We start from the raw sequence: 16988 nt of genomic DNA on the forward strand, positions 1-16988 counted from the left end.
GCTACCGGTTCGCTGACCCGTGCGGAGGTGGCGGGACGGGTGTTGTGGATCGGGGGGTGAGTCGTACCCTGGACATCATGGGCTTGTGCGAAACAGAAGCAACGCTGTCGGCGGCACAGGCGACTCCGGAAACGGTGGAACACACCGAGATCCTGGAGGCGGAAGACCGTCCGTGGGTGACGGTGGTCTGGGACGACCCCGTCAACCTGATGCATTACGTCACCTACATCTTTCAGAAGCTCTTCGGCTACACCAAGGCGAAGGCGACCGAATTGATGCTGCAGGTACACAACGAGGGCAAGGCCGTGGTGTCGTCGGGGTCGCGCGACAAGATGGAGCAGGACGTGCGCAGGCTGCACGCGGCGGGTCTGTGGGCCACCATGCAGCGGGACGACTGAGCGTAAGGACTACCCTCGACGGCGTGCCGAACTGGAGCGTGCGCCGTGCGTAAGTGGAGCAGGAAGAACTCACTGGGCGGCCTCAAGTTGCGATCCGAGATGGACGCGCGTGAGGCCGGTGTACTGCGGTCGCTGGTCGGCGCGGTATCCGGATTGCTCACCGAGCGAGCCCGGTCGGCCCCCGACGACGAACTCGCCGCCCTCACCGGATTGCGGACCGGCAACACCGTCCCGCCCGAGGATCCCCGCCTGCACCGGCTGCTGCCCGATTTCCATCGCAGCGAGCCGGGTTCCCCCGACGCCGACCGCGCCGACCTCAACAGCGCGCTGCGCGGCCTGCACGAGCCGGAGATCATCGACAGCAAGCTCGCCGCCGGATCCGTGGTGCTGGAGACCGTCCCCAGCGACGGCGGCAAGATCGTCCTCACCCCGGAACAGGCCGACGCCTGGCTGACCGCGTTGACCGACGTCCGCCTGGCCCTGGGCACCGTCCTCGGTATCGACGCCGACACCCCCGAACAACTCGATCCCGACGACCCCCGCGGCCCCCACCTCGACGTCTACCACTGGCTGACCTGGATGCAGGACTCGCTGCTCCAGGCCCTGGCCCCGTAGCGATGTCATCCCGAGACCGCACGCTCCCAGGCGCGCATCGCGCCCTCCCATCTCACCCCGCCACCCCCGGCGCGAGGCCTACGAGCACCCGATCCACCCCTCGACGTCCACCCCCGGCCGACCTGGACTCAAGACTCCCTACGCCAGACCTCGGCCCGCCGACACGAGCCATACCGAACCAACGCACCCCACACGGAGCGAGCCCGACGAGCTCCTGGTTCGCGGCCGTCTCGCGCCCGAACGGCCGAAGCGCATGCGCCGAAGGCGCGAGTCTCGGGTGTTCGGGCGCGAGACATGAGGGCCGCGAACCACGCGGCCCCCGGGCCGCCGATATCACCGTCGCGAGTCTCGGGTGTTCGGGCGCGAGACATGAGGGCCGCGAACCACGCGGCCCCCGGGCCGCCGATATCACCGTCGCGAGTCTCGGGTGTTCGGGCGCGAGACACAGGGGCCGCGAACCACGCGGCCTCCGGGCCGCAGAAATCCCATGCTGACCGGACTGCTCGTCGGTCACCACCACATCCTCGACGCCGACGCGACGCTCGGTTCCGGCGCGGCGACCGGATGCACCGTCGTGCGCGCGCCCGGTGGTGCGACGGCGGCGGTCGATGTGCGCGGCGGCGGCCCTGGAACCAGGGAAACCGATCTGCTCGACCCGAGTAACACTGTGCGCCGAGTGCATTCGATCCTGCTGACCGGCGGCAGCGCCTACGGTCTCGCCGCCGCTGACGGCGTGATGCGGTGGCTGGAGGAACACGGCGAAGGCATCCCGATGGATCCGTCGGACGCGAGCCGGGTGGTGCCGATCGTGCCGGGCGCGGTGATCTTCGACCTTCCGGTCGGCGCGTGGGATGTGCGGCCGACCGCCGATTTCGGGTACCGGGCCGCCGCGTCGGCATCGTCGGATTTCGCGCGGGGTTCGGTCGGCGCGGGCGTCGGTGCGCGCGCCGATTCGATCAAGGGCGGGATCGGCAGCGCGAGCATCGTGCTCAAGGACGGTCCGGCCGCGGGGGTGACGGTGGCTGCGCTGATCGTCGCGAACCCGGTCGGCTCGGTCTTCGATCCGCGCACCGGACTGCCGTGGGGTGTCGGCACCGACGGACCCGAGTTCTTCGGCCTGCGCCCGCCGACGAAACAACAGTTGGCGGAGGCGAACGCGCTGCCGGTGAAGGGCACGGTGCTCAATACGACCATCGGCGTGGTCGCGACCGACGTCGCACTGGATCCGAGCGGCTGCCGCCGCATGGCGATGACCGCGCACGACGGTCTGGCCCGCGCCATCCGTCCCGCCCATTCGCCGCTGGACGGCGACACCCTCTTCGCGCTGTCCACCGGTGCGGTGGTGCTGCCGTCGGTACCGGTCCCGCCCGCGTTCCCGGCGGATCTGCTGATCCTGGACGCGGTGTGCACGGCGGCCGCGGTCTGCGTCGAACGCGCCGTGGTCGACGCGATCCTGCGCGCGGTCTCGGTCGCAGGCATCCCCGCCTACACAGATCTGTTTCCGCGGTGAGTTTCCGTCGACCCGCCGACCGGTACACCGGACTCGCGAAGTGACGTGGCCCTCGGAAACGGGGACCGGGGGAGCGCGGGCGGGGAATAGCCGAATATTCTGACTCGTTGTCGATGGCGAATACGTCGGCAGTGTGTGCCGGTCGGCGGCGTGCCGATACGGCGGTGTGCCGACCGTGGAAGGGTGACTCGTGCTGGTGATCAAGGCCGACCTCGTCGAGGCGATGGTGGCGCACGCCCGGGCCGACCATCCGGACGAGGCGTGCGGAATCATCGCGGGCCCGGACGGTTCGGATCGCCCGCGGCGTTTCGTCGCCATGATCAACGCCGAGCGTTCGCCGACCTTCTACCGGTTCGACTCCGGCGAGCAGTTGAAGGTCTGGCGCGCGATGGACGACGCGGACGAGACGCCGGTGGTGATCTACCACTCGCATACCGCCACCGAGGCGTATCCGAGCCGCACCGACATCTCCTACGCCTCCGAGCCCTTCGCGCATTACGTGCTGATCTCCACCCGCGATCCGGAACAGCACGAGCTGCGCAGCTACCGGATCGTCGACGGGGAGGTCACCGAGGAACCGGTGCGGATCGTCGACGCCTACGACCCCGAATAGCAGTCGACCCCGAATAGCAGTGCTCGACCGGTGCAGTTCGGCCGGTGTGTTCAACCCAGTGGCCAGTACGGTCGAAATCGAGGAGTACCCATGTCGGTAACCGTGTCCATCCCGACCATCATGCGCGGCCTCACCGGAGGCGAGAAGCGCGTGCAGGCCGACGGCTCGACACTGTCGGCGCTGATCGAGAACCTGGACGCCAACCATCCCGGACTGGCCGAACGCCTGCTCAAGGACGGCAAACTGAACCGCTTCGTCAACATCTACGTCGACGACGAGGATGTGCGTTTCACCGGCGGTCTCGCGGCCGAGGTGCCCGAGGGCGCTTCGGTGACCATCCTGCCCGCCGTCGCCGGAGGCTGATCACCGCCGTGGCGCGCTACGAATCGCTGATCGCGACCCTCGGCGACACCCCGCTGGTCGGGTTGCGCACGCTCTCGCCCCGATGGGACGGCGAGGATCACGTGCGGTTGTGGGCCAAACTCGAGGACCGCAATCCCACCGGGTCGATCAAGGACCGGCCCGCACTGCGGATGATCGAACAGGCCGAGGCCGACGGCCTGCTCACGCCCGGCTGCACGATCCTGGAGCCGACCAGCGGAAATACCGGTATCTCGCTGGCGATGGCGGCCAAACTCAAGGGTTACGCACTGGTCTGTGTCATGCCGGAGAACACCTCGGTCGAGCGCAGGCAGTTGCTCACCATGTTCGGCGCGCGGATCATCGATTCCCCGGCGGCGGGCGGATCGAACCAGGCCGTCGCGCTGGCCAAGGAGATCGCGGCCGAAAACCCGGACTGGGTGATGCTGTACCAGTACGGCAATCCCGCCAACGCGCTCGCGCACTACGAGACGACGGGCCCGGAGATTCTCGCCGACCTGCCCGAGATCACCCATTTCGTCGCGGGCCTCGGCACCACGGGCACGCTGATGGGAACCGGCCGATTCCTGCGCGAGAAGGTGCCGGAGATCGAGATCGTCGCCGCCGAACCCCGCTACGGGGAACTGGTCTACGGGCTGCGCAATATCGACGAGGGTTTCATCCCGGAGTTGTACGACGAGTCGGTGCTGACCACGCGGTTCTCCGTCGGCCCCTTCGACGCCGTCAAGCGGACCCGCGAATTGGTGCTGGAAGAGGGGATATTCGCCGGAATCTCCACCGGCGCGATCCTGCACGCCGCGCTCGGCGTGGCCCGTAAGGCGGTCAAGGCGGGTACGCGGGCCGATATCGCCTTCGTGGTCGCGGACGGCGGCTGGAAATATCTGTCGACCGGTGCCTACGACGGCACCTTGGAAGAGGCCGAGGAACGTCTCGACGGCCAGCTCTGGGCTTGACCGTTCGTTCCGACACGCCCGCTCGGTCGCCGCGCGGGCGTGTTGTCGCACTACCCGGCGGGATTCGTCCCGGTCGGTACCCTCGAAGGACAGCGCAGGATCCGCGCTCACGAGGAGGTATGCCATGACCGGGGGTGCGGGGCAGGGGTCGTCCTTCGACTCCGATCGGATCGCGGCACTGCGTGCCCGGTTCTCGACACCGGGCGGCACACCGCCGGTACCGGTACCGGCGACGAACCCGGCGCGGCAGCGCGGTTTCGCCGCCGCGGGACAGCCGTGGCTCCGTGCCGCGGCGTTGATCTGCGGATTCGTCGTCCTGCTGTATGTCATCGAGGGCGTCGATCAGATCGGCGGCGGTGATCTGGACGCGGCCGGTATCGAGCCGCGCGAGGTCGACGGGCTGTCCGGCATCGTCTGGGCCCCGGTGCTGCACGGCGGCTGGGATCACCTGATGAGCAACACCCTGCCGCTGCTGATCATGGGGTTCCTCGTCCTGCTCTCCGGTGTCCTGCGCGGGCTCGCCGCCACCGGGATCATCTGGCTCGTAGCGGGCGTCGGCACCTGGCTGACCGGCGCGGACAACAGTGTGCACATCGGTGCGTCGTCGCTGGTCTTCGGCTGGTTGACCTATCTGATCTGTCGCGGGTGGTTCGCGGGCAACGTCCGCCACATCATGATCGGGATCGGGGTTCTCTTCGTCTACGGATCGCTATTGTGGGGCGTGCTGCCCGGGCCACCTGGAATATCTTGGCAGGGGCATCTTTTCGGGGCGATGGGTGGAGTGTTTGCGGGCTGGGTACTCTCTGGTGATGCACGCCGAAAACGTCGCGGGGATCAGTCCGGAGTCATTGCGTCGCCACGGTGAGAGTGCGGCCCGCTCAGGAATTTGGGGGATCCTTTCGTGACCGAGAATTCGTCGTGGCAGCATGAGGGAATGCGCCTTACCGTCCTCGGGTGCTCGGGCAGCGTGTCCGGCCCGGACTCCCCAGCGTCGGGATACCTGTTGAGCGGTCCGGGCATGTCACCGGTCGTCATCGATTTCGGCCCCGGTGTTCTCGGCGCGCTCCAGCGTCACGCCGACCCGGGCGAGATCGACATCTTCCTCACCCACCTGCACGCCGATCACTGTCTGGACCTACCCGGGCTGCTGGTGTGGCGGCGCTACCATCCGACTCCGCCGGTGGGGCGGGCCATCGTGCGCGGTCCTTCGGACGCGGCGGTGCGCATCGGCAACGCGTCGGCCGAGGTCGGCGGCGAATGCGACGACTGGTCGGATGTGATCGACCATCGGTTGTGGCGCGAGGGGGAGACGGTCGAATTCGGGCCGGGCCACACGGTTACCGCCCGCCGGATGTACCACCCGCCGGAATCCTACGGATTGCGTTTCGTCACCGCCGCGGGGCGCGTATTCGTTTACACCGGCGATACCGCGATGTGCGATTCGGTACGTGAATTGGCGCAGGGAGCCGACATTCTGATGTCGGAGGCGTCCTGGACCCACGATCCGGCCAATCGCCCGCCCGGAATTCACCTTTCGGGTACCGAGGCGGGGCTGATCGCGGCCGAGGCGGGCGTCAAGGAATTGCTGCTGACCCATATTCCGCCATGGACTTCGCGCGAGGATGTGATCGCCGAGGCGAAGGCGGTGTTCTCCGGTCCCGTGCACGCGGTCGCACCGGGCGAAACGTTCGATATCTGACTGCCGCGCTCCGGTGAAATATTCGGGGGCGCGGCGCGGCGCGGGCGCGAAAGATATCAACCAGTACGCTTACCCCCGTGTCGAGACGAGCCGATGGCAGGGCGGACGATGAGCTCCGCGAGGTACGGATCACCCGTGGATTCACCAGGCATCCAGCCGGTTCGGTGCTGGTGGAATTCGGGCAGACGCGGGTGATGTGCACCGCGAGCGTCAACGACGGCGTGCCGCCGTGGCGGCGCGATTCCGGACTCGGCTGGCTCACCGCCGAATACGCGATGCTGCCCGCCGCCACCCACACCCGCTCCGGCCGGGAATCGGTGAAGGGCAAGGTCGGTGGTCGCACCCAGGAGATCAGCAGACTGATCGGGCGTTCGCTGCGGGCCTGCATCGATCTGGCGGCCATCGGTGAGAACACCATCGCTATCGACTGCGATGTACTCCAGGCCGACGGCGGTACCCGCACGGCGGCCATCACCGGCGCGTATGTCGCGCTGGTCGACGCGGTCACCTATCTCGCGGCCGCGGGCCGCCTCGCCGATCCGCAGCCGATCTCGTGCGCCATCGCCGCGGTCAGCGTCGGCGTCGTCGACGGCCGGGTGCGTTTGGACCTACCGTACGAAGAGGATTCGCGCGCCGAGGTGGATATGAATGTGGTCGCCACCGATACCGGCACCCTCGTCGAGGTGCAGGGCACCGGCGAAGGCGCCACCTTCCCGCGTTCCACGCTCGACAAACTGCTCGATTCGGCACTCGCGGGCTGCGATCGACTGTTCGCCGTGCAGAAGGAAGCTCTGGCCCTGCCGTACCCCGGCGTCCTCCCCGAACCCGCCGAGACCTCGAAGAAGAAGTGATGACTCGCGTTCTGCTCGCCAGTCGTAATGCGAAGAAGCTGAAGGAATTGCGTCGCATCCTCGAGGTCGCCGGTGTCGCGGGGATCGAGATCGTCGGACTCGACGATGTGCCGCCCTACGACGAGGCTCCCGAAACCGGGGCGACCTTCGAGGAGAACGCGGTGGCCAAGGCCCGCGACGGCGCCGCCGCCACCGGATTGGCCTGCGTGGCCGACGATTCCGGTATCGAGGTGGACGCGCTCAACGGGATGCCGGGCGTGCTGTCGGCACGCTGGTCGGGTCGCCACGGCGCGGACGGGGCCAACAATGCCCTGCTGCTGGCCCAACTCGGTGATGTCCCTGATGAGCGACGCGGTGCGCGATTCGTCTCGACCTGCGCGCTGGTCGTGCCGGGCGGCAGGCAGACCGTGGTGCGCGGCGAATGGCCGGGGTCGATCAATCGCGCTCCGGTCGGCGACGGCGGCTTCGGCTACGACCCGCTGTTCGTCCCCGACGGCGCAACGGTGACCGCCGCGCAGTTGACTTCCGCCGAGAAGGACGCGACCTCCCATCGCGGCCGTGCCCTGAAATTGTTGCTGCCCGCGCTCGCGGCCTTGGCAGAGGACTGAGCCCGCCGACGCTTACGGCGTCGGCTCGCGGTAGGAGCGTGGGCCGGGGCGTCGACGTCTGGCTCGCGTCAACGGCGACCTGCGTCACCGCCCTGGCTCGCCGCCGCCGACCCGCGCCGACGCCTGGCTCGCCGCCGCCGAGGCGGCCGGAACCGCGGACGCTCAGAGGGCGTAGTCGCGCTTGACCTTCTTCGCGTTGAAATGTTCGACGTAGAACGAGAGCAGCGGGATGGTGCCCGCGATGAGGGTGCCGACGGTGCGGCCGATCGGCCAGCGGACCTTGACGGCGAGGTCGGCGGTGAGCAGCAGGTATACGAAGTACACCCAGCCGTGGACGACGGCGATCCAGCTGGGGGTGTGCACGTCGAAGCCGTATTTGGCGATCATCTCGCCGGTCAGCAGCAGCAGCCAGAGGCCGGTCACCCAGGCGAGCACGCGATAGCGCAGCAGCGCGCTCGCGATCTTGGCGGTTTTCGCGCCGGTGGCGGGGGACTCGACGGCCTTATCGAGGGTCGGGTTCGAGGCGGTGGCTTCGCCGGCCTCGGTGGCGTTCTCGCTGGCGCTCAACCGGCGCTCCTCTCGGTGTCGCGAGCGTCGAGGCCGGCCTTACGGACCTGGACGTCGATATCGTCGGCGTGTAATTCGGCCAGGTAGCGGTTGTATTCCGCCAGTACCGGGTCGTCGGAGCGGGCGGCTGTCGGCCGGTCGGGCAGGATGCCCGCGGGAATTTCGCGCGGGGCCGCTTGTCTCATCCGTGTCCGGGTGGGCGCGGCGTCGGCCGGTTCGTCGCCCTCGCGTTCCAGTCGGACGAACCGGAAATAGGCGAAAACCGCGAATCCGGCGAACAGCGGCCATTGCAGCGCGTACCCGAGATTCTGTCCGGTCCCGCTGGCCGACTCGAACCGTTCCCACTGCCACCAGCCCAGCGCGAGGCAGGCGAGCGCGGCCACGATCACCAGGGTGATGAGGGCCGGGCGATTGTGTGCCGAGCGGCGGGGAGGAGCGGACACGGCTACCACGGTACCCGTCTACTACGCGGGCCGTAGGACCAGGTGGTGAGGTCGACGGCCGTCCCGCGGGCGAGCGGGACGGCGTCAGGGGCCCCTCAGAACTTGTAGGTGACCCCGGTCATGCGTTCGGATTCCTCCCACAGCCGCGTCCACAGCTCCCGGTTCTTGGAGAGTTCGGTCGACGGCGATGCCTCCACCGGTCCCTGGCTCTGCATCAGCCGGGTCGGACCCCAATAGGTTTCGGGGTCGGCGTCGGGGACGGTCGCGGCGAACAGGGTCGAATGCGCCGCCTTCGCCGGAGCGTGGCCGATCAGCCGGATGAACGGTTTGCTGATCCGATCGACCACGGTTTCGGTGCGGGTGAACAGATCGGTCGCCGAGACGCCGGGGTGCACACCGTAGGAGCGTTTGGCGGAACCGGCTTCGCCCAGCCTGCGCTGTAGTTCCCTGGCGAACATGAGGTTCGACAATTTCGCCTGCGCGTAGGCGAGATTGCGCTGATAGCGACGGTTCTCGTAATTCAGGTCGTCGATCCACAATTTCGGGGTCTGCTTGTGGGCGATACTCGCCAGCGTGACGACCCGGTCGCCGATGCGGTCGAGCAGCAGCCCGGTCAGCGCGAAATGGCCCAGGTGGTTGACGCCGAATTGGGTTTCGAAACCGTCCTTCGTGCGAGTGAACGGGACGTTCATCAGGCCCGCGTTGTTGATCAATACATCGAAGTCGGCGGTGTTCTCGGCGAATTCACGCACCGAACCCAGATCGGCCAGGTCGAGTGCGGCCGTGCGCACATCGCCCGTTATCGCGTCGGCGACCCGCTTGGCCTTGGCCGCGTTGCGGCAGGCCATGATGACGGTCGCCCCCTTGGCCGCCAGCACCTTGGTGGTTTCGGTGCCGAGGCCGCCGTTCGCACCGGTGATCACGAAGGTGCGCCCGGTCTGATCCGGGATCTCAGTAGGTTTCCACGCCATGGCCGCAACCTTACTCTGGAGTAAGTTCTGGGGGAAGTGGCGAAATGCCGACCGGCACGCACGATACGCCGCGGGGAGGTCGTTTCCGCGCCGAAACGACCTTCCCGCGCCGTCGCGATGTCAGCGCCCGGCGCCGATCGGCGCTCCGAACGCCGCGGCCAGCGTCACGCCCGCGACCTCTTCCCAGACCCGCCAGGTGTCGGCGTCCAACATCATCGACCCGACGTCAGTGGTCGAACAGCCCTGCGCCACCGGCACACCCGCGAAGCGGTCCCGCAACCACAGCAGCGCGCTCGGCGCGCCGATGGGATCGAGGGTGAGATGTTCGCTGAAGTGGTCCCGGATGTACCGCACCCGCGCGGTCGGGTCCGCGCAGTAGGTGTCGACGAGGGTGTTCACCGGGCCGACCGGGATCAGCCAATCCATATTCGCCTGGAACATAAACATCGGCATATCCGGAACCTGCTGTCCCATACGAGTTTTCGCCAGGGTCTCGACCACGCCGGGATCGCTGAAAGGATCGGCGTCGAGCATGCCGAGATTGTCGCCGAACGGGAAGAGCGCCGATTGGTAACTCGCGCACAGTTGGTCCTTGGCCGCCAGCATGAAACGGCCGAGCGGGGTCGAATGACGCTCCAGGAATTCGCGCAGCGCCGGGTATTCGCGCGAGACGCCGACCACGCCCGCCATGATCAACCCGGAGGAGAGATTCCGGTTGGCCAATTTCAACGCCGCCGACAGATCCGCCGGAATGCCACCCTCCGCCGCGCCGACGATATTCAATTCCGGCGCGTAACTCCGTTTCAGTTCGGCGGTGTGGCCGGTGGCGATGGCGCCGCCGGAATAGCCCATCAGTCCGACCCTGGTGCTGTCACCCGGCAGCCCCATCGGCGCGAAATCCTGTGCGGCGCGAATACCGTCCAGGGTGATCCGCCCGGCCAGCGGACCGGCGGCGTAGGCGGAGTCGGGGCCCTGATGGTCGGGGACGACGACCGCCCAGCCCTGGGCGAGCGCCGCCTGGACTTCGAGGAATTGCGCGGCCACCAGTATCGATCCGGTGAGGGGAGCCGGGATGGATCCCATCTGTAGCTGGTAGGAGGGCATGCAGTAGTTGCCGGTGGAGTCCTCGGCGATCTGATACGACAGCAGTGGCCGGTCGGGCATGTCGCCACGCGGCTTGATCACCGTCGCGACGGCGGCGATCGGTTCGCCCCTGGTATCGGTCGACCGGTAGGAGAGCTGCCAGGCGTCGATATTGACCGGCAGTAGCGACAGGTTGGCCAGATTCACCTGGCGCGCCGCGATCAGCTGCCCCGGCTCCAGATCGGCGAATCTGTCGGCGGCGGGGCGGTAGAAGGCGGGATCGAAACCCGGCGGCATCGGTGGGATGGGGAAGGCGGGCGCGGGCGCGATCGCCGGGGCGTCCGGTGCTGGATCCGCCGCCGCCGAGGTGGTGAGGACGAACGGCAGACAGGCCGCGAGGGCGACCGAGAGGGCCAGCAGCTTCGATGCGTGCTTTGCCAAGGGTGAACCTCTTCGTTCCGCGGGCCGAGTAACTGAGCCCAATTGGTTTCAGAATGAAGGCGAGTATGCACCGAACATGACCTCGATCACAACCACCGGCACGGCGCCGATCCCCGTCGTTCCCGATGAGAGGTGCGCGCGCCGCTGGGGATACCGTGGATGGGTGACGATCGTGGGCAGGCAGTACGGCGGACGCGCCGTCGCCGAACGGAAGGCCGAACGTCGGCTCCGCTTTCTGGAGGCGGCCACCCGGCTGTTCGCCGAGCGTGGTTACACCGACTGTTCGCTCGCCGACGTGTGCGCCGCGGCCGGATTGTCGAAGCGGCAGTTCTACGAAGAGTTCGAGACCAGGGAAGACGTGCTCGTCGCGGCCTACGACCGCATCCAGGACCAGGCCGCCGCCGCGGTCGTCGCCGGCCTGTCGGACCTCGATCCGCGTATGGACCCGCACGTCGCGATGCACGCGATCATCTCCGCCTACGTCGGTTCGATCGGCGCCGACCCGTATCGGGCCAAGGTCGCCTTCATCGAGGTCGTCGGGGTGAGCGAGCGGATGGAACAGCATCGCCGCGAACGTCGACACGCCTGGTCCGCGGTCATCGAATCGACGGTGGTGCCGATCGTCGTCCCCGGCGGACGCGTTCGCGGCGCGCCGGGTCTGGCGTCGACGGCGTTGATCGGCGCGATCAACGGACTGACGCAGGAATGGTTGCTCGCCCGGCCCCGGCCGCCGGTCGACGCGCTGGTCGAGTTGCTGGTCCCGGTCGCCGTCGCCCTGGTCGAGAGCCCGGACCAGATCTAGGGCGCGCACGCCCGGAGCCGCCCGTCCGTCTTCGGGTGGCCGATCCTCGCGTGCGGCCGGTCGAACCGCTCGGATCGAACCGGGAACCGTCGGTTCGCTACCGTGTCGCTGGGCGGGATAACGGGCGGCATCCGACCATACTGGCCCAATGACCGGTGCAGCGGCTGTCGCCGAAAAACCCGCTCCGACTCCGTTGACGGGCGCGCGGAGAAATATCGTCTTCGCGACGATCGTGCTCGGCATGTTGATGGCCGCGCTGGATCAGACCATCGTCTCCACCGCGCTGCCGACGATCGTCGCCGATCTCGGCGGGGCCGGGCATATGGCCTGGGTGGTCACGTCCTACCTGCTGGCCGAGGCCGTGGCGACGGTGCTCGCGGGCAAACTCGGCGATCTCTTCGGCCGCAAACTGATCTTCCAGCTCAGTGCCGTGATCTTCATCGCGGGTTCGATGGTCGCCGGGCTGTCCAACGGCATGCTGCTGCTGATCGTCGCGCGCGCCGTGCAGGGCATCGGTGCGGGCGGTCTCATGGTGACGGCGATGGCGCTGATCGCCGACATCATCCCGCTGCGCGAACGCGGTAAATATCAGGGCGCGCTCGGCGCGGTCTTCGGCGTCACCACGGTCATCGGACCGACCTTGGGCGGACTGTTCACCGACAACGCGAGCTGGCGCTGGTGCTTCTACGTCAACGTGCCGGTGGCGGTGCTCATGATCGTGATGGCGGCGCGGACCATCCCGCGCGTGCGGGCGATGGCCAAGCCGATCATCGACTACGCGGGTATCGGCCTGGTCGCACTCGGTGTCTCGGCCCTGATCCTCGGACTGGAATGGGGTGGGCAGGAGTATCCGTGGGCCTCGTGGCAGATCATCGGTCTTCTCGTCGTCGCCGTCGTCTTCCTCGCCGCCTTCGTCGCGGTGGAATTGCGGGCTGTCGAACCGATGTTGCCCATGAAATTGTTTCGCAGCAATGTGTTCACGGTCTGTTCGATCCTGAGTTTCATCGTGGGATTCGCGATGCTCGGCTCGATGACCTACCTGCCCGCGTATCTGCAATACGTGGACGGTGTCTCGGCCACCATGTCCGGACTGCGGACGCTGCCACTGGTGGCCGGGCTGCTGGTCACCTCCATCGTGTCCGGACAGGTGGTCGGTGTGACCGGGCGCTACAAGATCTTCCCGATCGTCGGCACGGCGGTCATGGCGCTCGGGTTGTATCTGATGTCGACGATGGGGCGCGGCACCAGCGTGTGGCTGGAATCGCTCTACATGCTCATTCTCGGTCTCGGGATCGGCCTGGCGATGCAGGTGCTGACCATCGTCGTGCAGAACACCGTGCCCTACGCCGACCTCGGTACGGCGACCTCGGGTGTCACCTTCTTCCGAACCCTCGGAAGTGCTTTCGGCACGGCGATTTTCGGAACTCTGTACACGAGCGAGCTGACGCCGGGCCTGTCCGACGCGCTGACCGAGGTCGGGGTGGTACCGCCCGAGGTCGCCACGAATCCGGAGGCCCTGCGCAATCTGCCCGCCGAACAGGCCGCCCCGATCATCGACGCGTACGCCGACGCCGTCGACTTCGTCTTCCTGTGGGTCGTTCCGGTCGCGCTGCTCGGTTTCGTGATCGCGTGGTTCCTGAAGGAGGTGCCGCTGCGTGACAGTGCGCGGGTCGGCGCGGGCGATGTGGGCGAGGGTTTCTCGGTGCCGAATACCTCCGACCGGGTCGCGCTGCTGGAGCGTTCGGTGTCCTCGACCATGCGCCGAGCGCGCCGGTCCGGTCCCGTCATGCCGCGCATGCTGGCCGACGCGGGCAGCGGATTGAGCCGCGGCGAGGCATGGGCGGTGGGGCAGGTGTTCCTGCACAACAAGATTCGGGGAACCGTGCGCCTGGAGACGATCGCGCTCGCCCACCGGGTACCCGACGAGGTGATCGAGCCGATCTTCCTGAAGGTGATCGGCGGCGGTCTCGTCGACGCCGAGGACGGCTATCTGCGGCTGACCTCGGCGGGTCAGGCCGAGGTCGACCGGGTGGAAGCCGCGTGGCGGAGCTGGCTGAGCACCAGGCTCGACACCTGGGACGATCGTGACCCCGTCGACCGGGCGCTGCTCGATCAGGCATTGCGCAATATCGCGACCAAACTCCTCAAAGAACAACTGCACGAGGAGGATACGACCAGGGTCGGCAGGTAGCCGCGTTCGCTCCGCTTGTGCCCATATACTCGTATACGTATATTCGTAGACGAGTAAGGAGGGTTCGTGGCGAAGAAACGCAAGGTCGGCAATCTGCTGGCGCTCGCGGTGCTCTCGGTGAGCGTCGAAGGGCCGATGCATCGCTACGAAATCGCCTCCAAGCTGCGAGAACGCGGCAAAGACCGCGATATGGACATCAAATGGGGCTCGCTGTATACCGTCGTGCAGAACATGGCGAAGGCGGGCTTCCTCGAGGTCGTCGGCAGTGAGCGCGACGGTGCGCGGCCCGAGCGCGTGATCTATCGGATCACCGACGCCGGTCGCGCCGAAATGTCGGACTGGGCGAGGGAACTGATCTCCTCGCCGCAACCCGAGCCTGCCCGCTTCACGGCCGGATTGTCGGTCGTCGGCACGCTGCCGCCCGACGAGGTCGTCGATCTGCTCGGTGTCCGGATCGCCGCGCTCGAGCAGGCGATCGCGGCGGGCCGGGCCGAATTGGCGGCATTGCGCGCGGCCGCGCTACCCCGGCTTTTCGTCATCGAATCCGAATACGGCATCACGATGCTGGAGGCGGAGGCGGAGTGGGCGCGTTCCTGGCGCGCCGAACTCGTCGAAGGAACCTTCCCCGATATCGGATTCTGGCGGCACATGCACGCCGAGGGCATCGACCCCGGCGAGGTCATCGACGAGGTGGAGAGGGGGATGACACCGGAGTAGACCTCGGAGCACCGAATGGAAACCGCCCGGCGACGTCCGGGCGAAGACCGAGGCCCGGCGGGGTGCGGCAACACCGCCGCCGAGCCTGATCGAACCGTCTCGAACCGTGCCCGCGCGAAGCGCACCCGGCCACGAGGCTGGCAACCACAGGATAACCGGGTGGTGCGCGCGACGGTTCGGGGAATTCACCGAATTCAGGAGACACCCATGTCCACCACCCGTACCGCACTGGTGATCGGCGGCGGCATCGCCGGACCGGTCGCCGCGACCGCCCTGTCCAAAGCCGGTATCGAACCCCGCGTCTACGAGGCCTACCCCGGCCCGTCCGACGGCATCGGCAGCGGGCTCGCCCTGGCCCCGAACGGCCTGGCCGCCCTCGACGTCATCGACGCGGGCGATCCGGTGCGCGCCATCGCCACCCCGGTGTCGCGCATGCGCCTGTCCATGAGCGGCAAGATCCTGGCCCTGCCCGGCCTGTCCGATGTGCCGCCGTTACAGGTGGTCGATCGCGCCGAACTGCACCGCACCCTGCACGACCACGCGCGCGCCGCGGGCGTCGCCTTCGAATACGGCAAACGACTGGTCGACGTCGACGAGGGCGCGCACGGCGTCACCGCGCGCTTCGCCGACGGCACCACCGCCACCGCCGACGTGCTGATCGGCGCGGACGGCATCCGGTCGACGGTGCGCCGACTGATCGATCCGGAGGCAAAGGGTCCGGATTACACCGGCATGCTCGGCTTCGGGGCGCTGACCGAATGCGATCTCGACGTCGAGCCCGACACCATGACCTTCGCCTACGGCAAACGGGCCTATTACCTCTACTGGCGTCACGACGACCGCCGGATCGCCTGGGGGGTGAACCTGCCGCACAAGCAATATCTCTCGCTCACCGAGGCCCGCGCGATCCCGGCCGAGCGCTGGCTGCGGATCATCCGCGAGACCTATGGCGAGGACACACCCGGCGGCGAACTCGCGCGGCGCACCACGGCCGAGCAGTTGGAGACGGTCGGCGCGCTGCACATCATGCCGCCGGTACGGCACTGGTACCGGGGCCGGATGGCGCTGGTCGGCGATTCGGTGCACGCGCCGTCCAACAGTTCGGGGCAGGGCGCGTCACTGGCGGTGGAGAGTGCGGTGCAGGTGGCGCGCTGCTTGCGTGACCTGCCCGAACCCGGTGCGGCCTTCGCCGCGTACGAGGCGCTGCGGCGCGCACGGGTGGAAGGTGTGGCCAAGCGGGCGGCGCGGATCAACCACAGCAAGACCCCGGGGCCGGTCACCCGCACGATGATGACCCTGCTGATGCCGTTGATGACCAGGACGGTGATGGATCCGGAGAAGACGATGGGGCACGAACAGCGCTATCGCATCGACTGGGACGCACCGGTCCGGCCGGAGCCGACACCGGTGTAGCAGGGGGTGCTTCGGGGGGTGGCGCGCGCCACCCCCCGAAGTCGTGTCAGGAGAAACCCCAGGTCGGCGCGGTTCGGAGGCGACCCCAAGGTGGGGATTCGGTAACCCTCGGAGGGGCGGGGGACAGCACTGGGGTTCCTGTCGACGGAGGTCTTTCCGGAGGAGATTAGAGGCATACCGAGAACGACACGAGAAACTCTCCTAAGGGGACACGATATGTACGCCACAGCAGCCACCGAGACCCGCACCAACGCCTTCGCGCTGGTCGAGACCATCGACCCGGCCGCCGTAGCGGTGTCCTCCGCCGACTGCGACCTCACCTACGGCGAGCTCGACGCCTGGTCGAACCGCCTGGCCCGCGTGCTGGTGGAACTGGGCGCGCGTCCCGGCACCCGGATCGCGGTGGCGGTCGACCCCGCCATCGAGGCGGCCGTCACCCGCATGGCCGTCGCCAAGACCGGCGCGACCGCGGTGGACGGGGATCTGGTCCCCTTCGGCATCGACATCGGTGTCACCACCAAGGCCCGCCGCGCCGTGCTGTCGGATTCGGTCGACTGGCTCGTGCTCGATGACCGCTCGACCCTGGTTCGCTACATGACCGGCTCGGACGCCCCCCTCACCGATGCCGACCGCGTGCCGGTTCTCCAGGCGTCCTGACACAGGAACCACCCGCTGACCGACCGGGAATCGACCGACGAAAAATCGTCTGTCGATTCCCGGCTTTCGGCCGAT

General features: G+C 67.9%; 19 protein-coding genes. 15 read left to right on the forward strand and 4 right to left on the reverse strand.

Annotated elements, in window-relative coordinates; translation table 11 throughout:
* The first annotated feature begins 77 nt into the window (after positions 1–77).
* The 10 genes from clpS to rdgB all read left to right on the forward strand — a co-directional run bounded on the left by clpS (position 78) and on the right by rdgB (position 7628).
* Positions 78–398, forward strand: coding sequence for an ATP-dependent Clp protease adapter ClpS (clpS, locus tag OG225_RS00105; protein WP_109523488.1), 321 nt, complete (start codon positions 78–80; stop codon positions 396–398).
* A gap of 45 nt (positions 399–443) precedes the next feature.
* On the forward strand, positions 444–1013 hold the full coding sequence (locus OG225_RS00110; RefSeq protein ID WP_109523487.1) for a DUF2017 domain-containing protein: 570 nt from the start codon (positions 444–446) through the stop codon (positions 1011–1013).
* 487 nt (positions 1014–1500) lie between these two features.
* Positions 1501–2523: a P1 family peptidase gene (locus tag OG225_RS00115; protein ID WP_405179874.1), complete on the forward strand. Its 1023-nt coding sequence runs from the start codon at positions 1501–1503 to the stop codon at positions 2521–2523.
* A 190-nt stretch (positions 2524–2713) separates the two neighbouring features.
* Positions 2714–3136, forward strand: coding sequence for a Mov34/MPN/PAD-1 family protein (locus tag OG225_RS00120; protein ID WP_405179875.1), 423 nt, complete (start codon positions 2714–2716; stop codon positions 3134–3136).
* A 90-nt stretch (positions 3137–3226) separates the two neighbouring features.
* Complete coding sequence (locus OG225_RS00125) at positions 3227–3499, forward strand: MoaD/ThiS family protein (RefSeq protein WP_216913713.1); 273 nt, start codon at positions 3227–3229, stop codon at positions 3497–3499.
* Positions 3500–3507: 8 nt separating this feature from the next.
* Complete coding sequence (locus OG225_RS00130; RefSeq protein WP_109523483.1) at positions 3508–4470, forward strand: PLP-dependent cysteine synthase family protein; 963 nt, start codon at positions 3508–3510, stop codon at positions 4468–4470.
* Positions 4471–4594: 124 nt separating this feature from the next.
* Positions 4595–5335, forward strand: coding sequence for a rhomboid family intramembrane serine protease (locus OG225_RS00135; RefSeq protein WP_405179876.1), 741 nt, complete (start codon positions 4595–4597; stop codon positions 5333–5335).
* Positions 5336–5404: 69 nt separating this feature from the next.
* Complete coding sequence (locus OG225_RS00140; protein ID WP_405179877.1) at positions 5405–6169, forward strand: cyclic nucleotide-degrading phosphodiesterase; 765 nt, start codon at positions 5405–5407, stop codon at positions 6167–6169.
* A gap of 77 nt (positions 6170–6246) precedes the next feature.
* Positions 6247–7020: a ribonuclease PH gene (gene rph / locus OG225_RS00145; RefSeq protein WP_216913705.1), complete on the forward strand. Its 774-nt coding sequence runs from the start codon at positions 6247–6249 to the stop codon at positions 7018–7020.
* Complete coding sequence (rdgB, locus tag OG225_RS00150) at positions 7020–7628, forward strand: RdgB/HAM1 family non-canonical purine NTP pyrophosphatase (protein WP_405179878.1); 609 nt, start codon at positions 7020–7022, stop codon at positions 7626–7628. Before rph ends, rdgB begins: the two co-directional genes overlap by 1 nt.
* Positions 7629–7790: 162 nt before the next feature.
* Here the strand turns inward: rdgB and OG225_RS00155 are convergent, their stop codons facing one another.
* The 4 genes from OG225_RS00155 to OG225_RS00170 form a co-directional block, all read right to left on the reverse strand.
* Entirely contained in the window at positions 7791–8090 is a 300-nt protein-coding gene (locus OG225_RS00155) for a DUF3817 domain-containing protein (protein ID WP_308165430.1), read from the reverse strand.
* A gap of 101 nt (positions 8091–8191) precedes the next feature.
* Positions 8192–8638 (reverse strand): transcriptional regulator, encoded by a 447-nt coding sequence (locus tag OG225_RS00160; protein ID WP_405179879.1) that lies wholly within the window; start codon positions 8636–8638, stop codon positions 8192–8194.
* Between the two features lie 95 nt (positions 8639–8733).
* Positions 8734–9609: an oxidoreductase gene (locus tag OG225_RS00165; protein WP_405179880.1), complete on the reverse strand. Its 876-nt coding sequence runs from the start codon at positions 9607–9609 to the stop codon at positions 8734–8736.
* A 120-nt stretch (positions 9610–9729) separates the two neighbouring features.
* Positions 9730–11109: a lipase family protein gene (locus OG225_RS00170; RefSeq protein WP_405183138.1), complete on the reverse strand. Its 1380-nt coding sequence runs from the start codon at positions 11107–11109 to the stop codon at positions 9730–9732.
* A 100-nt stretch (positions 11110–11209) separates the two neighbouring features.
* Between OG225_RS00170 and OG225_RS00175 the strand changes: the two genes are divergently transcribed.
* The 5 genes from OG225_RS00175 (at position 11210) to OG225_RS00195 (ending at position 16913) form a co-directional block, all read left to right on the forward strand.
* Positions 11210–11935, forward strand: a complete 726-nt coding sequence (locus OG225_RS00175) for a TetR/AcrR family transcriptional regulator (RefSeq protein WP_405179881.1) — start codon at positions 11210–11212, stop codon at positions 11933–11935.
* Positions 11936–12083: 148 nt separating this feature from the next.
* Positions 12084–14126 carry an MDR family MFS transporter gene (locus OG225_RS00180; RefSeq protein ID WP_405179882.1) on the forward strand — a complete coding sequence of 681 codons (2043 nt, stop codon included), beginning with the start codon at positions 12084–12086 and terminating at the stop codon, positions 14124–14126.
* 66 nt (positions 14127–14192) lie between these two features.
* The gene (locus OG225_RS00185) at positions 14193–14843 is read left to right on the forward strand and encodes a PadR family transcriptional regulator (protein WP_405179883.1); all 651 of its coding nucleotides are present in this window, start codon (positions 14193–14195) and stop codon (positions 14841–14843) included.
* A gap of 207 nt (positions 14844–15050) precedes the next feature.
* On the forward strand, positions 15051–16256 hold the full coding sequence (locus OG225_RS00190) for an FAD-dependent oxidoreductase (RefSeq protein ID WP_405179884.1): 1206 nt from the start codon (positions 15051–15053) through the stop codon (positions 16254–16256).
* A gap of 216 nt (positions 16257–16472) precedes the next feature.
* Positions 16473–16913 carry an AMP-binding protein gene (locus OG225_RS00195; RefSeq protein ID WP_405179885.1) on the forward strand — a complete coding sequence of 147 codons (441 nt, stop codon included), beginning with the start codon at positions 16473–16475 and terminating at the stop codon, positions 16911–16913.
* Positions 16914–16988: the final 75 nt, after the last annotated feature.

Source organism: Nocardia sp. NBC_01377 (assembly GCF_045040005.1).
Taxonomy (GTDB): domain Bacteria; phylum Actinomycetota; class Actinomycetes; order Mycobacteriales; family Mycobacteriaceae; genus Nocardia; species Nocardia noduli.

What these genes read in the sequence shown, in the direction of transcription:
- OG225_RS00180 (WP_405179882.1), top strand. Translation starts at nt 12,084, where the DNA reads ATGACCGGTGCAGCGGCTGTCGCCGAAAAACCCGCTCCGACTCCGTTG.
- OG225_RS00175 (WP_405179881.1), top strand. Translation starts at nt 11,210, where the DNA reads ATGACCTCGATCACAACCACCGGCACGGCGCCGATCCCCGTCGTTCCC.
- rdgB (WP_405179878.1), top strand. Translation starts at nt 7,020, where the DNA reads ATGACTCGCGTTCTGCTCGCCAGTCGTAATGCGAAGAAGCTGAAGGAA.
- OG225_RS00190 (WP_405179884.1), top strand. Translation starts at nt 15,051, where the DNA reads ATGTCCACCACCCGTACCGCACTGGTGATCGGCGGCGGCATCGCCGGA.
- OG225_RS00165 (WP_405179880.1), bottom strand. Translation starts at nt 9,609, where the DNA reads ATGGCGTGGAAACCTACTGAGATCCCGGATCAGACCGGGCGCACCTTC.
- OG225_RS00115 (WP_405179874.1), top strand. Translation starts at nt 1,501, where the DNA reads ATGCTGACCGGACTGCTCGTCGGTCACCACCACATCCTCGACGCCGAC.
- OG225_RS00195 (WP_405179885.1), top strand. Translation starts at nt 16,473, where the DNA reads ATGTACGCCACAGCAGCCACCGAGACCCGCACCAACGCCTTCGCGCTG.
- OG225_RS00125 (WP_216913713.1), top strand. Translation starts at nt 3,227, where the DNA reads ATGTCGGTAACCGTGTCCATCCCGACCATCATGCGCGGCCTCACCGGA.
- OG225_RS00140 (WP_405179877.1), top strand. Translation starts at nt 5,405, where the DNA reads ATGCGCCTTACCGTCCTCGGGTGCTCGGGCAGCGTGTCCGGCCCGGAC.
- OG225_RS00135 (WP_405179876.1), top strand. Translation starts at nt 4,595, where the DNA reads ATGACCGGGGGTGCGGGGCAGGGGTCGTCCTTCGACTCCGATCGGATC.
- clpS (WP_109523488.1), top strand. Translation starts at nt 78, where the DNA reads ATGGGCTTGTGCGAAACAGAAGCAACGCTGTCGGCGGCACAGGCGACT.